At 59.2% G+C, this 14,124-nt stretch carries 16 protein-coding genes; 5 read left to right on the top strand and 11 right to left on the bottom strand.

Annotation, left to right across the window (positions count from 1 at the left end; genetic code table 11):
- Window positions 1–2: 2 nt before the first annotated feature.
- Window positions 3–518, bottom strand: coding sequence for a 2-oxo-4-hydroxy-4-carboxy-5-ureidoimidazoline decarboxylase (gene uraD / locus RBB77_RS19665; protein WP_353063417.1), 516 nt, complete (start codon window positions 516–518; stop codon window positions 3–5).
- Window positions 519–531: 13 nt separating this feature from the next.
- Complete coding sequence (gene allB / locus RBB77_RS19660) at window positions 532–1,878, bottom strand: allantoinase AllB (protein ID WP_353063416.1); 1,347 nt, start codon at window positions 1,876–1,878, stop codon at window positions 532–534.
- Between the two features lie 56 nt (window positions 1,879–1,934).
- Between allB and RBB77_RS19655 the strand changes: the two genes are divergently transcribed.
- Both RBB77_RS19655 and RBB77_RS19650 read left to right on the top strand, forming a co-directional pair.
- Entirely contained in the window at window positions 1,935–2,408 is a 474-nt protein-coding gene (locus tag RBB77_RS19655; protein ID WP_353063415.1) for a nucleoside deaminase, read from the top strand.
- Between the two features lie 3 nt (window positions 2,409–2,411).
- Entirely contained in the window at window positions 2,412–3,728 is a 1,317-nt protein-coding gene (locus tag RBB77_RS19650) for a homoserine dehydrogenase (protein ID WP_353063414.1), read from the top strand.
- A 49-nt stretch (window positions 3,729–3,777) separates the two neighbouring features.
- Here RBB77_RS19650 and moeB read toward each other — a convergent pair whose 3' ends face one another.
- The 4 genes from moeB to RBB77_RS19630 form a co-directional block, all read right to left on the bottom strand.
- Window positions 3,778–5,001 (bottom strand): molybdopterin-synthase adenylyltransferase MoeB, encoded by a 1,224-nt coding sequence (moeB, locus tag RBB77_RS19645; RefSeq protein WP_260698509.1) that lies wholly within the window; start codon window positions 4,999–5,001, stop codon window positions 3,778–3,780.
- An 81-nt stretch (window positions 5,002–5,082) separates the two neighbouring features.
- Window positions 5,083–5,370 carry a MoaD/ThiS family protein gene (locus RBB77_RS19640; protein WP_260698510.1) on the bottom strand — a complete coding sequence of 96 codons (288 nt, stop codon included), beginning with the start codon at window positions 5,368–5,370 and terminating at the stop codon, window positions 5,083–5,085.
- Entirely contained in the window at window positions 5,367–5,870 is a 504-nt protein-coding gene (locus RBB77_RS19635; RefSeq protein WP_353063413.1) for a M67 family metallopeptidase, read from the bottom strand. The genes RBB77_RS19640 and RBB77_RS19635 overlap by 4 nt, the downstream gene beginning before the upstream one ends.
- Window positions 5,871–5,875: 5 nt before the next feature.
- Window positions 5,876–6,811: a PLP-dependent cysteine synthase family protein gene (locus RBB77_RS19630; protein ID WP_183981065.1), complete on the bottom strand. Its 936-nt coding sequence runs from the start codon at window positions 6,809–6,811 to the stop codon at window positions 5,876–5,878.
- Window positions 6,812–6,930: 119 nt separating this feature from the next.
- On the opposite strand from RBB77_RS19630, the gene RBB77_RS19625 reads away from it, so the two are divergent.
- The gene (locus RBB77_RS19625) at window positions 6,931–7,347 is read left to right on the top strand and encodes a hypothetical protein (RefSeq protein ID WP_183981066.1); all 417 of its coding nucleotides are present in this window, start codon (window positions 6,931–6,933) and stop codon (window positions 7,345–7,347) included.
- Window positions 7,348–7,382: 35 nt separating this feature from the next.
- Here RBB77_RS19625 and rsmI read toward each other — a convergent pair whose 3' ends face one another.
- Window positions 7,383–8,267, bottom strand: coding sequence for a 16S rRNA (cytidine(1402)-2'-O)-methyltransferase (gene rsmI / locus RBB77_RS19620; RefSeq protein WP_183981067.1), 885 nt, complete (start codon window positions 8,265–8,267; stop codon window positions 7,383–7,385).
- The gene (locus RBB77_RS19615; RefSeq protein WP_353063412.1) at window positions 8,267–9,373 is read right to left on the bottom strand and encodes a site-2 protease family protein; all 1,107 of its coding nucleotides are present in this window, start codon (window positions 9,371–9,373) and stop codon (window positions 8,267–8,269) included. The genes rsmI and RBB77_RS19615 overlap by 1 nt, the downstream gene beginning before the upstream one ends.
- Before the next feature lie 52 nt (window positions 9,374–9,425).
- Between RBB77_RS19615 and rsmD the strand changes: the two genes are divergently transcribed.
- Window positions 9,426–10,034: a 16S rRNA (guanine(966)-N(2))-methyltransferase RsmD gene (gene rsmD, locus RBB77_RS19610; RefSeq protein WP_353063411.1), complete on the top strand. Its 609-nt coding sequence runs from the start codon at window positions 9,426–9,428 to the stop codon at window positions 10,032–10,034.
- On the opposite strand, the gene RBB77_RS19605 is transcribed toward rsmD, so the two are convergent.
- From RBB77_RS19605 to thiL, 3 genes are read right to left on the bottom strand one after another with little or no spacing between them, the layout of a single operon-like run.
- On the bottom strand, window positions 9,976–10,593 hold the full coding sequence (locus RBB77_RS19605) for a hypothetical protein (protein WP_353063410.1): 618 nt from the start codon (window positions 10,591–10,593) through the stop codon (window positions 9,976–9,978). The two genes, rsmD and RBB77_RS19605, sit on opposite strands and share 59 nt — an antisense overlap.
- Entirely contained in the window at window positions 10,590–11,726 is a 1,137-nt protein-coding gene (locus tag RBB77_RS19600) for a cystathionine gamma-lyase (protein WP_353063409.1), read from the bottom strand. The genes RBB77_RS19605 and RBB77_RS19600 overlap by 4 nt, the downstream gene beginning before the upstream one ends.
- Window positions 11,727–11,771: 45 nt before the next feature.
- Window positions 11,772–12,830, bottom strand: coding sequence for a thiamine-phosphate kinase (gene thiL / locus RBB77_RS19595; protein ID WP_353063408.1), 1,059 nt, complete (start codon window positions 12,828–12,830; stop codon window positions 11,772–11,774).
- A 252-nt stretch (window positions 12,831–13,082) separates the two neighbouring features.
- Between thiL and RBB77_RS19590 the strand changes: the two genes are divergently transcribed.
- Window positions 13,083–14,102, top strand: a complete 1,020-nt coding sequence (locus RBB77_RS19590) for a M23 family metallopeptidase (RefSeq protein ID WP_434557124.1) — start codon at window positions 13,083–13,085, stop codon at window positions 14,100–14,102.
- Window positions 14,103–14,124: the final 22 nt, after the last annotated feature.

Genomic DNA, 14,124 nt, shown 5'->3' with positions numbered 1-14,124 from the left:
GATTACTCTGACTCTAACCAGCGGTGAAGACGAAGGTGTGTGATCTGGCGTTGTTGTTCGGCTGCTTCACGAAGTTCGGTTGCGTTGTCGTTTTGCATTCGCGTTTCCACAATGGCGAGGATCTCTGCTGAGGTTTTTCCTGAAGCGCACACAATGAAGATTCGGCCGAATCGCTCTTCGTAGCGACGGTTTGCGTCTTCGAGCGCTAGTTTAGTGGCTTCATCTTTTGTGAGCGCGGCGCGCTGCTCCCGTGCCGACCAGCGCAAGGACTCTCCAGTTGCGTGAACCTGAGCATGATTTTGGCCGATGCGGGGATGACTGTCGAAGGCCTCCTGCCATGCGTCCTCTGGGAGACTGAGCCAGATGGAAGAAGATTTTTCGATAAGCGATCCTTCGTCTTCGATCGGACGCGTGGAGGCGAGTGAGGTCGCCCACGCCAGGGAGCCGCAGCAGGGAAGAGCTTCGCGGGCGGCGGCGGCGAGATCGAGTGAATTCCATCGGGCCAGGACTTTGTTCATGAGTGTCTGCCTACTATAACTTGACTTCTCGGCCTGAGGGTGTCGAAGCAAAGATGCCGTTACGGTATACCGGTTCCCCGCGCAGATAAGTAGCTTTCACCACGCCCCGGAGAGTTTCGCCCATGTAGGGTGAGATGGTGTGGCGATAGTGCAGTTTGTCGAGAGTTACGGTGAACTCTGTTTCGGTGTCGAAGAGGATGAAGTTTGCGTCGCGGCCTGATTGGAGAGAGCCTGCTCGATGGGCGAGGCCGGCGAGTGCGGCTGGTGCAGTGCTCATCCAGCGGGTGATGTCTTCGAGCGTGCCGCCGCGATGAGAGGAGTCGGTGTGGATGATCGAAAGGGCGAGAGGAAGGCTGGCGATGCCGCCCCAGGCTTGATCGAAGCGGCCAGTATCGATGCGCTTCATCGCGGGCGGGCAGGGCGAGTGGTCCGTGACGATCATGTCGATGGTTCCGTCGTGCAGGCCGCGCCAGAGGGCGCGCTGGTTTTCTTTGCTGCGGATTGGAGGTGCGCACTTGAGTAGAGTTGCGCCGTCTGGGATATCTTCGGCGGCGAAGTGCAGATAGTGTGGGCAGGTCTCGACGGTGAGGGGAAGGCCTTCGCGGCGTGCAGCTTTCAGTTCGGAGAGAGCGAGCGCGGTGGAGAGATGAACGATGTGCAGGCGAAAGCTGTACTGGCGGCAGAGACGAATCATCAGGCGGATGGCCTGGAGTTCAGCTTCGTCCGGGCGAGACGCGAGGTAGGTCTCGTATCTTCGCCAGTCTGCGTTGGCTAATCGCTGGGTTGCTGCGTCGATAGGGCCGGCGAGTTCGGCATGGACAAGGAGGGGGAGGCCGGACTGCGCGATGGATGGGAGTGCGGCTTCCAACTGCTGTTGGTCGATCATGGTGAAGCCGTCGCAGCCGGGGTAGATGAGAAAACATTTGAAGCCGAGTACACCCGCGTCGGCCAGAGGAAGGATTTGTTGCTGATTGTTTGCAACGGCTCCTCCCCAGGTGGCCCAGTCGATGAAACACTCTCCCTTTGCAGCGTTGCGCTTCTGCTCGAGTGCGGCGACTGTTGTGGTTTCAGGAAGACAGTTCAGCGGCATGTCGATCAGGGTGGTGTAGCCCCCGGCGGCGGCAGCACGTGTTGCCGTGCGGAAACCCTCCCATTCGGTGCGGCCCGGTTGGTTGATGTGGACGTGGGTGTCGACCAGTCCGGGGAGCAGAGCGTCGTTGCCGCAGTCGTGAATGATGGCGTCGGCTGGCACCTCAGATGGGCGGCAGACGGCGCGTATCGTTCCATCTTCTACGAGAAGCGCTCCCGGTTGTGTGCCTTGGGGCGTGACGATGCGTTTTGAGAGAAAGGCATGTGCCATAATTTGATATTCCATCACTTCCGCAACAAAATTGTGATCTAAGGATACCGAGCCGAATGCAGGGCAACCGAATCTTCATGCAGAAAGCGATTGCGCTGGCGACGGAGAACGTCCGGTCCGGTCGCGGAGGGCCGTTCGGCGCGGTGATTGTGCGTGGCGGCGAGATCATTGCGACTGGCGCGAATCTCGTTACCGCGACCAATGATCCGACGGCGCATGGCGAGATTGTAGCAATCCGAAACGCGTGTGCGGCACTCGAGAGCTTTCAGCTTGTTGGCTGCCATATCTATACGAGCTGCGAGCCTTGTCCGATGTGTCTTGCGGCAATCTACTGGGCGCGATGTGAGGCGATCTTTTACGGCGGTTGCGCAGCTGATGCTGCAGCGGCCGGATTTGACGACGCTTTTCTTTATGAAGAGATGAAGCTGCCGCTCGACCAGCGCAAGATCCCGGCGGTGAGACTTCTGCCTGAGGAGGCGATTTCGAGCTTTGAGGCCTGGCGTGAGCGCGTCGGCAGAATCGATTACTAAGACATGGCGATAAAGCAAACGAAGAGAGCTGCGGTCAAAAAAAATAGAGCGAATTCTGGTGTGAAGGTTGCGCTGCTCGGATTCGGCACCGTCGGAGGGGCGGTGGCACGGGTGCTTGCTGCGTCGAGATTTCAGGGTGTCGAGCTGACGCATATCTTCAATCGCAATGTGGATCGGAAGCGTAGCTCGGCAGCCGCGAAGGCCGTACCGGCTTCGGTTGTGTGGACCGATAGCATCGATGTGATTCTGCGGTCGGATGTTGATGTTGTTGTTGAATTGATGGGTGGCCTCAATCCGGTGGAAGGGTGGTTGCGCAAAGCTCTCACGGCGGGTAAGTCTGTAGTTACGGCGAATAAGCAGCTTATCGCTTACCGAGGGACCGGCCTGGCGAAGCTCGCCGAGAAGCACAACGTTCATCTGCTGCACGGTGCGGCGGTCGCGGGTGGTGTGCCGGTGATTCCCGGGATGTTGCAGGGGTTGTGTGGCGATCAGGTGACGCGGCTGAGCGGCATCGTCAATGGTACGTGCAATTACATTCTTAGCCGCATGGAAGCTGGGGCGGATTACAGCACCGTTCTGGCTGATGCACAGCAGCTTGGGTATGCGGAGGTTGATCCGGCGGCTGATGTCGATGGGTATGATGCGCGTGCGAAGCTCTGCATCTTGTCGCGGATAGCGATGCACGCTGAACTGGACCCGGATGCGGTGGCGATGCAGACGATTTCGGCCATTGAGGCGATCGATTTTTCTTATGCGAAAGAACTGAACTGCACGATTCGCCAGGTTTCGCGTGCGGAGCTAGATGGGAAGCTCGTGCATGCGCGCGTGGCGCCGATGCTGGTGCCGCTGGCTTCGCCTATGGCGTGGTCGCATGGGACGCAAAATATGGTGGTCGTGAGTGGGAGATTCGGCGGAGATGTTGTTTTCTCGGGGCATGGTGCAGGCGGGGAGCCAACGGCGGTCGCGGTGGTGTCCGATCTGTTGGCCGTGGCTCAGGGTTGTAAGAGCGTGGAGCTGCCATTGCGAAGACGCGAGGTGACAGGTGATTTTTTTGCGCCGCACTATCTGCGGTTTGTCGTTGATGACAAGCCTGGGATTGTCTCTGCGATTTCGGGTGCTCTTTCGAAGGTTGGGGCGAATATTGATTCGCTGCTGCAACGGCGCGGGTACCCGAAGCATCGACTGCCATTTGTAGTGACGACCGAGCCGTGCCTGAGCTCGACCATTGAGCGTGCATTGGCTTCGGTTGCTCGTATGGATTGCATGTTGGAGAAGCCATTGTGTCTGCAGATGCTTGAGGTGGAAGACAAGGCAGAATAAAAAAGCGGCGCAGGGTGAGTGCGCCGCTTCTTCCGTTGCTGGTGTGGGGTTAGTACTTTGGCAGGGAAGGATCGATTTTGTCTGCCCAGGCGAGGATTCCGCCTGTCAGGTTCGATACGTTCGTAAATCCAGCCTGTTTGAGAGCGAGTGCGGCTCGTTGACTGCGAGCGCCGGACTTGCAGTGGACTACGATTTCGCTGTCCTTCTTGTCAGCTAGTTCAGCGGTGCGAAGAGCGATCTCGCCGACGGGAATAAGTGGGGCGCCGAGATTTACGATCTTGTACTCGTGTGGCTCGCGAACGTCCAGGACGAAGACGTCTTCCTTGGCATCGAGCTTGCGTTTGAGTTCCTGAACTGAGATTTGTGGGATGCCATCGACGACGGGAAGGTCGGTGACAGCCTTGTCGCGGGCGACTTCGAGGGGACCGACTTCGCTCGGCGGCGTGATGCCGCAGAACTGGTCGTAGTCGATCAGTTCGGTTACGGTCGGATTGGGGCCGCAGACGGGGCACTCCGGATTTTTGCGCAGCTTCAGGGTGCGGAAGCTCATGCCGAGAGCGTCGACCAGGAGCAACCGGCCGATGAGTGGCTCGCCGATGCCGAGAATGAGCTTGATGGTCTCGGTCGCCTGGATGACCCCAACAAGGCCGGGAAGAATGCCGAGGACGCCACCTTCAGCGCAGGAGGGGACCAAGCCCGGCGGTGGCGGCTCAGGGTAGAGGCAGCGGTAGCAGGGGCCTTCTTTTGTGCCGAAGACGCTGGCCTGGCCTTCAAAGCGGAAGATTGAGCCGTAGGCGTTGGGCTTATTCAGCAGTACGCAGGCGTCGTTGACGAGGTAGCGGGTCTGGAAGTTGTCGGTGCCGTCGGCGATGACGTCGTAGTCCTTCAGAATCTCGAGCGCGTTGGCGCTGGTGAGCATGGTGTTGTGCTTGATTACTTTGACCGTGGGATTCAGGCCCTTGAGCATGATCTCGGCGGAATCGACCTTGAGCTTGCCGACGGTTGCGGTGGAGTGGATGATCTGGCGCTGCAGGTTGCTGGCGTCGACGGTGTCGAAGTCGACGAGGCCGATGGTGCCGACGCCTGCGGCAGCGAGATAAAGTGCGAGGGGTGCGCCAAGACCGCCGGTGCCGACGCAGAGTACCTTCGCGGCTTTGAGCTTCTGCTGGCCTTCCATTCCTACTTCGGGCAGTATCAGGTGACGGGAGTAGCGGGCGATCTCGTCATTGGAGAGCTTTGGGAGTTCTACAGTCTCTTCGATTGCTGTTGGCATTTTCTTTTCCTCTGCCTCACTTGGAGGGCGTCAAAATCTTCACTTCATAAAACCGCCTTGACGGTTACAAATAGGAAAATTTTAGAGTCGACAGCTCGTTCCCCCGGCGATGGAGGGAATGATGGTGAGCTCATCAGAGTCATTTGCCGCGGTCTCTTCCTTGTTGGGGAGATAGCGGATGTCGTCGTCATTCAGATATACGTTCACGAATGAACGGAGCTTGCCTTCTGGGGTAAACAGGTGCGGTTTGAGTTCGGGGTATTGGACGGTGAGCTGCTGAAACACGCTGCTGACGGTGGTTCCCGCGACGCTGACGGTTTCGAGCCCTCCGGTGTAGGCGCGCAGCGGGGTGGGGATGTGAATGTTCATGCCTGACCTTTCTGGGTTTGCGCCGCTGCTTCGGCGACGTTGGGGGCGATGTCTATCTGAATGGGTTCGTCCTCGAATGTTTTATCTTCTTCCGTTGTGCCGCTCAGCAGGAAGGAGTTCGTCAGTGCAGCTTTGCCCTGTTCGACGCTGGTGATGACGTAGGAGCAGCCGAGCCAGTGGGCTTCGGCGAAGTCGGTCTTCGACCACTGCGCCGGGTGGTCCGGATGAGAGTGGTAGAAGCCGACGATGTCCAGGCCCAAACCGCGTGCCTGCCGCTGGATCTTTACGAGCTCCTGCGGGGCGATGTTATAGCGGTTGTGAGCGGAATCGGTGCGGGTGTTGCCGGCGCGAACGATCTGCTGCACGTGGTTGACTGCCTCGGCGTCATTGCCCTCATCGGCGATGTTCTTGCCGAGCAGGACGCCGCAGCACTCGTTCGGATAGGTCTCCTCACCGTGCGTGCGCAGGGCCTCGTAGTCAGCGTAGTGGATGCGAAGCATCTGTATTACTCCTCCTGCCAGAAGCGTTCGCTCATGTATTTTTCTGCCGAATCGCAAAGGATGGTGACGATGACTGCCTCGCGGCCAAAGCGGGCCTCTTCTTCGCCGATCTTGAGAGAGGCTGCGACGGCGGCTGCGGCTGAGATGCCTACCAGCAAGCCCTGGTTGCGACCGAGATTTTTCACCATGCTGTACGCGGTTTCGGTTGGTATTTCGATGTTCGCGTCGGCGAGGGAGGGGTCATAGATGCGCGGGACGATGGCGGTTGCCATGTGCTTGAGGCCTTCGAGGCCGTTGAAGGGCGAGTCCGGCTGCATGGAGATGCATCGGATCGATGGGTTCAATTCTTTCAGGCGGCGCGTTGTGCCCATGAACGTACCGCTGGTCCCGAGGCCTGCGACGAAGTGGGTGATCTGGCCTTCGGTCTGCTCCCAGATCTCGTTTGCGGTGGTGCGGTAGTGCGCCTTCCAGTTCTCGTCATTCGAGTACTGGTCGGCGTAGAAATATTTATCTGGCTCTGCCGCGGCGAGTTCGCGAGCTTTACGGATCGCTCCGTCGGAGCCGTTGGCAGGGTCGGTCCAGAGGACTTCTGCTCCGTATGCGGCGAGATAGCGCTTGCGCTCGGGGGAGACATTCGATGGCATGCAGAGGGTGACCCGGAACCCCAACGCTGCGCCCAGCATGGCGTAGGCAATGCCGGTGTTGCCGCTGGTGGCGTCCAGCAGGCCACGGCTGTCGGTAAGGAGACCTCTACGCTGTGCGTCGGCGACGATGGCAGAGGCTGCACGATCTTTGACGGAGCCGCCGGGGTTGGCCCATTCGGCCTTCCCAAGTATCTGGATGCCGGGCAGATGGGCGCCTAGGCGCTCGAACCGCACCAGCGGCGTGTTGCCGACGCGCTCGAGGATGCTTGTTCCAAACGGTTTGAGGGTGGTAATCATGCGGCTTCCATCTTCAGATCTTCATGGTGTCATTTGATTCATTTGAAGCGTTCGCACCGTGCCGATTGAAGGACTTCGGCGGATGTGCGACAGTTAATCGAGTCTAACGTATTGCACTTATGGCGAAAAAGATCCCAGTACGAAGCTTCAATGATGTTCTCGGCCTTCTCGGTGGCCAGAGATTCGATGTTGCCCCTGCTCAGGAGGGTGCAAAGCGAACGCCAAATGCTGTGCAGGTAAGGAAATACGGCTGCGCGGCGGAGATTGCTGCGTCACCGGACGGCACCGTGGAGATACTGTCCCGCCCAGGCTGGCTGCTGAACGGCGAGATCGCACGCGTGCTCGACCGGGGCTACCAGAAGTTTCTCCGGACCAGCAAACTTGAAATTCCGGCGATGGCGGATCATCTGCGCTCAATTCACGAGTTTACGGAAGAGCTGAACGAAGCGATTGGAAAGACGAGCCTGTATAACCAGGCGTTGGGGACGACAAGCAACGTCTATCACTACGATCGCGTCGAGGGACGGGACGACTAAGTCTATCCGCTAATAGGCCGCGGCAGGGAAGCGGCTTAGCGGCGCCGATTCTGCTCGCGCTGTAACTCGCGATAGGCTTCGCTTTTGCCGATGCCACGTTCGCGAGCGACACGTTTGAGGGCGTCCATTTCGCTGATTGCTTCTGATTTCATCAAGGCTGCCACCTCGGCGGCCAGAGTTGTCTTCTTGTCTTCGGAGGCGCTTTCTGTTGGCGTAGGCGTGAGCATAAGCACGATCTCTCCGCGGACGCTGGCGCGAGATGCCAACTGTGACCGAATGCCGGCGGCCGATCCTCTCAAGAACTCTTCATGGATTTTTGTTAGCTCGCGCGCAATGACGACGTGCTGCTCTGGACCGAAGACGGCCTCGACATCTGCAAGCGTGTCGAGGATGCGGTGGGGGGCTTCGTAAAAGATGTGCGTTCCGTCGTCTCGTGCAAGTTCTTCGAGCGCGGTCTTGCGCTGACCCGCTTTGGCGGGGAGGAAGCCGTGGAAGGTGAATCGCTCGGTCGTAAGGCCGCTTGCGATCACTCCGCTGATTGCGGCGTTTGCGCCGGGAATCGGGAAGACATCGACTCCGGCAGTGAGGGCCGCAGCGACGATCTGGCCACCGGGATCGGCTATGCCGGGAGTTCCGGCGTCGCTTACTATGGCGATGCGTGCGCCATTTTTTAGCTCTGCTATAAGTTCTTCTGTGCGCGAGCCTTCGTTGTGCATGTGATAGCTCACGGTGGGTGTGCGGATCTCAAAGTGGTTGAGCAGCTTCTGCGTCTGCCGGGTGTCTTCGCAGCCGATGCGGTCTGCCTGGCGCAGCACTCGCAGCGCACGCAGAGTGATGTCTTCGAGGTTGCCGATGGGTGTAGCTACGAGATAGAGTCCCGGTGCGAGGGGCCGGTCGTCTTTGTCTTGGTTCGCGGACATTACTCTGTCTGCCGCAGTTTGCGGCGCTGGTTCAGCATTCCCATGGAAAGCGCGAGATTTTGGGGAGTGATAATGCCGACGATGCGGTCACCCTCGAGGACGGGAACCATCTGTGCGCCCTGACCGGCCATGATGCGACGCAGGGTCTTCACGAGGGAATCGTCGGGTTGTGCAGTCTGGAAGGAGCGCGTCATGACGCCCTGGACGTAGCCGTTACCGTCGCTTTGCAGTGCATCGACGATGCTCTGGCGCGAGACCGCGCCGACGAGGTTCGCTCCCCGGACGACGGGGAAGACGTCCTGCAGGGTGTGGACCGAACGCTGAAGCGCGTCTTCAAGGGTGTCCGAGGCGGAGAGCATGCTGAACTGTGTCAGCATCACGTCGCGCATCCGGACGGCGTCCACATCGGTTTGCAGCAGGAGGCCCTGGTCTTCCATATGCGCGCCAATCATGAGGAAGGCGCCGATCATGACGAGCCACATATTTGGCCCAAGCAGGCCCGCGACGATGAGTGCGATGGCGATGAACTGACCGAGTCCCGCTGCGGCTCGGGAACTCTTCATGACGCCTTTGGTCTTGGCAAACTCGCCGCGAAAGACACGTCCTCCGTCGAGCGGGGAGGCAGGCAAAAGATTGACGACGCCGAGCAGGATATTCATCCACACCGCAGCCCGTAATAGGTGGAGGGGTGACATCCACGGACGCTCGAAGAGGCTAACCTCAGGCGCAATTGTCAGGGTCATTGCGGCCAGGAGCAGGCCGAATCCGATATTTGCTGTGGGCCCGATCACAGCCATGCGCTTCTGCATCTCGGGAGTCGAGGCTTTCTCTGTGGCTTCGGTGGTTGCATAGCTCATCAGGCCACCGACCGGTAGCAGGAGAATACTGCGAATGTCGAGCCCGAACCACGCGGCAGCGATGGCGCGAGCTACTTCGCGAACGACCACTGCGAGCAGCAACAGCAGCCAAAGTGCAAATCCACGGCCTCCCGTTGAGCCGGTCATCGAGGCATAGCTGATCGACAACCCAAGGATGAGGAGGAAGAAGGTGTGGATGCGGACATCCACGCCGAGAAATCTGCCGATCGGAAAAGACCACCCACGCATGTCCTCCATTGTATGCGCAGCGGTTTAGCATTCCGTGTTCCGACGGCTTACCATGATGAAGATGCGCATCATTGCAGGTATTTACCGGTCTCGCCAACTCGCTGCTCCCCGTGGTCTACAAACTCGTCCCACCAGTGATCGGCTACGCGAGACGATCTTTAATATTCTTGCGCCGCGCGTTGAAGGTTGCCGCTTTGTCGATCTCTACGCCGGGACAGGGGCGGTTGGAATCGAAGCGATTAGCCGGGGGGCGGAGCATGTTTGGTTTGCGGAAAATGCTGAACCCGCATTGGTTTCGCTGCGAGACAATCTTGCTGCTCTGAAGATCAGTCGCGGCTTCACCCTGGAGGACCTCGGCGTCGGTGCGATATTGCAGCGTCTTGGCAAGCTGACGCAGCCGGTTGATGTCGTTTATCTCGATCCGCCGTACGAGGCCGAGGACGAATACTCGGGGACGCTCAATTTTTTTGGAAGTGTGCGAGGCCGTGCGATCTTGAGCGCAAATGCTCTGGTTATCGCCGAACACAGTAGCAAGGCGAAGCTGGCGGAGCGCTACGGCGTGCTCGAACATACTCGGCTTTTGAAGCAGGGCGATGCTGCTCTTAGCTTTTTTGCCCCTGCGGCGGCTGAGAAAACCCGCCCCCCTGATGGTGGCCAGTAAGCAGATCGACTTCGAAGGCGACCTCGCGGTCGGTCAGCAGGTTCCATCCCATGCCGTGCAGTGTGCCTGCTTCAATGCTTGTAATACGTACGCCCTCCCAACTGAGGCGCGCCGTCTCCCAAGCTGAGCCGCTTGGACCCCAGGCGATGATTGAGTGAAAGCCGACGAAGAGCAGGAGCTTTTGCGGCACGAGCGGACGCACTTCGACTACTGGCTTCATCGCGACATGAGTGCAATGTTCCGGTTGTGTCGTATAGATCACGTAGGCGTAACCGCCAGCCACAGCGCAGATCTCTCGCGCATCGGGGCATGCGAAGACCCCGGTTGGCATCGTTGGGTCTGTAAATCCAAGAGCGCAGGTCGCGAGAAACGTGCCTTCGCTCGCGGGGTGAACCATCAACTGGAACGCGCCTCGGGCGAGAGCGTCTTCTTCGCCTGCGATCTGCTGCGGGTAGATAAACTGTCGAGCAGGCGCGATCAGAGGAGGCGTCTTCAGGATTTCGACGCTCCAGTGGTGAGGAAATTGTTCGGTCTCATCTGGCGGTCGATCGAGCATCATCGGACCGCGTCCAGTGCCTGCGCTATATCTTCGATGAGGTCCTCGATGGCTTCGCAGCCGACGCTCATGCGGATAAAACCATCGGGGACCACGTCCCCACCCCACTTCGCTCTACGTTCTGCTGTTGTCGTCACACCGCCGAAGCTGGTCGCGTCGGTTAGCAACATCGACCTGGAGAGAAAGGTTTCCGCGGCGGTTTTATCTTGCAGGACAAAGCTCAACACTGGTCCGAAGTAGCGCATCTGTTGCTTCGCGAGCTCGTGGCCCGGATGCGACGGCAGGCCGGGGTACAGCACGCTTGTTACTTCTTTCCTCGTCGTGAGAAATTCGGCGATGCGTTGCGCGTTCTCGCAGGAGCGCTCGAGGCGCAGAGGGAGTGTCGCGATTGAACGCAGTGCGAGCCATGCTTCCATCGGGCCCAGGGCTGCGCCGGTCAGGGTGCGCCACTGGTCGATCTTTGCATGGAGCTTCGGATCGCGCACTGCGACGTGACCTAAGAGAAGGTCGCTGTGGCCGGTCATCGATTTCGAATCTGAGGCGACGGAAAAGTCTGCACCGAGCGCGAGTGGAAGCTGCCCCAAGGGCGTTGGTGTGGTGTTGTCTACCGCGACCAGAGCGCCTGCACGGTGCGCCGCTTCGCTCAACAGGGCGATGTCGCAGATCTCCATCCCGGGATTGCTGGGCGACTCGATCCACAGTAGCCGCGCGCCCTCCAGTAGCTCGGCCTGTGCGTTTCCGGCGGTGGGCGACATACGCAGCGTGACGCCTATGGGAGCGAAGTGTTCTTGCAGCAGATTGCGAGCGGTGTAGTAGGCGTTCGAAGGGAGAACGACCACATCGCCTGGTCGAAGGACCGTTCCAAACACCGCAGCACACGCGGCCATGCCGGAGGCGAAGACAAGCGCGCTTGCCGTGTAGCTTTCGCCTGAGGCGAACTGCCCGGACTCCATCTGGCCGATGGCCTTCTCAAGAGCGGTCCAGGTTGGATTGTGTGAGCGCGCGTAGGTGTAGGGAGTGTCCGATGAATCGCCCGGCGTATGGTACGGCGCGGCGAAGACAGGCCCCGCACTCAGCGGCTCGCCAGGTACGGTTCGGCTCAGTGTGGAACGAATGATTTTTGTGGCGTCGCGCATAGCTTCGAGATGCAGATTGGATCGAACCGATTGATGGTAGCAGGCTCAGCGTGCTTTCTTTTTCGCGTTGCGGGATGGTTTGGCGAAGTGCTCCCATCCGCCTTGCTTCAACTCTTCAGGGCCGCTGTCTGGCACTAAAAGCGTCATGAGAGGCTGACTGGTACGACGAGCCTTGAGGGTTCCAATTCGTGTTAGCGGCACCCCTGCGAGCGAGGTTGGCATCCGTGCCGAGGCGGGCGCGGTGAAGAGTAACTCGTAGTCCTCACCGCCGTGCAAGGCGGCATGCAGGGCAGATTTGGCACCGAGCCTGGCGGCGAGCGGATGGATGGGCAGCGCCTCCTGCTCGATCTCTGCATTCACTCCGGAGGCGCGGCAGAGGTGAGCCAGGTCGGTTGAAAGGCCGTCGCTGATATCGATGCATGCGGTGGCAACGCCTCGCCGCAGAAGGGCTTCGGCGACATCCAGACGTGGTTCGGGAAACATGTGCGGATGGTCTTCGGTGGTTTTTACGCTGGCGATACGTTTTCTTCGGCCAAGCATTCCGGCTAACTCTGCCGCGGCACCGCCTAGTTGGCCGGTCACGTACAGAGCATCTCCGGGAAAGGCTCCCGAGCGTCGCAGGGCCTTACCCTTTGGGGCATATCCGATGAGAACAATGTCAGCCAGGATAAGGGCATTCTTGCCGCCGGGCGACTCCGAGGTGTCTCCGCCCGCAAGAGGCACGCTGTGCAACTCAGCCAGTGCGCGGAGGCCGCTGAAGAATTTCGCTATCCAAGTCCGGCCCTCAGCTTTAGTAAGCATGGAGGAGGGAAGCGCAAGGGAGAGGAAGGCAGCGAGTGGGGTCGCGCCCATTGCAGCAAGGTCGCTCAGGCCACGTGCCAGGCAGCGATGGCCTACCGACTCGGGCGGGTGGGCGTCGCGGCGGAAGTGTCGACCCTCTAGCGTAAAGTCCGTGGTGACAAGTACTTCGCATCCGGCGGGAGGGCGAAGGATTGCGCAATCGTCGCCGATGCCGAGCTTTACCGCGCTGCTGTTCGTGGCGAAGTCGCGCTGGATTTGCTCGATGAGTCCTAATTCTCCGGAGGGTAGCGAGCGCTTTTTCATACTGATGGCAGCATAACCGGAAAGCGCAAATGTGACTCTTTTGTGGGAGTTACAGGTTGAAGATCTCGACTATGCTCGTTTGCACAGCGGGTAACTGGTTTGGTACCCTCTAAGAGGACGCTCAAGAGAGACGAGCAATCAGGAATGGCGATTCCAGAAGTCGATTCGCCTAGCATGATTCTTCCGATTGCAACCTCTCCGAGCCGCGGTTTCGCTTCGCGGTCAAATCTGGGCCAGGGATTTTGATTGAAGCTGAAAAAACGTTACTACATCATGCTCGTCAGCCGTGACGAAGACGGCAGCCTGAATAAGGTTCCGGTCCCCTTACATTACGCATATATGTTTGTGGCAGCCGCGGTTATCGGCATGTTTACCATTACCGGCCTGGCTGGTTCTTATTCACGGATGCTGATCAAAACCGCCCGGTTCAACCAATTGCGCGAAGACCACAACTCGCTTCAGAAGGACTATGCCCACCTTGAGAAGGCTGCGCATGAGAAAGACATTCAAGCAGCTTCGTTGGGTTCTCTGGCAAGCGAAGTTTCCGTTCTGTACGGTCTGACGGCGAGCAAACTTGCTTCGCCCATGGGCAGGCTCACCGACAAGCATCACGCCAAATCTTCGGGAGTAGCCGAAGCGATCGCGACAACGCCGCTCACTGGGACCTCCGACTCGTCGGATAACTCGGAGCAGGGCTACTACAAATCCATCGACGCCTTCTACTCGCTTCGCACGTCCGCGATGAGCGGTACGGCTACTCGGGCGATCTCGAGTCTCAATGGCCCGGGCTATCTCTCCACCGATCTGCTGGGAGCTGGCAGTCTGGAAGTTGCGTCGTATGTTCCGACCCTGTGGCCGATCATGGGGCCCATCACCAGCAGCTTTGGCCAGCGCGAAGATCCGATCCTGGGTAACGGCGAAGGCGAGTTCCACACCGGAATCGACATTAGCGCGCCGAATGGAGTACCAATCCGTGCAACAGGCGACGGCATTGTTCAGCTCGCTGAGATGTCCAACGGCTATGGCCGAGAGGTCGTCATCGACCATGGGCACGGAGTCGAGACGGTCTACGGACACATGTCCGGCTTCGCGTGCATCGCAGGGCAGACGGTGGTCCGCGGTCAGGTGATCGGCTACGTCGGCCACAGTGGACGCACGACCGGCTCACATCTGCACTACGAGGTCCGTATCAGGAATACGCCGGTCAATCCCCACAAATATCTGCGGACGACGCTGGCGGACCTAGGCACTGAGATAGCTAAGGGCCAGTAGTTTCAAGGAAATCCAGACGGCA

This window comes from Tunturibacter psychrotolerans (genome assembly GCF_040359615.1).
GTDB classification, from domain to species: domain Bacteria; phylum Acidobacteriota; class Terriglobia; order Terriglobales; family Acidobacteriaceae; genus Edaphobacter; species Edaphobacter psychrotolerans.
This window is presented reverse-complemented; position numbering and strand designations above follow the sequence as displayed.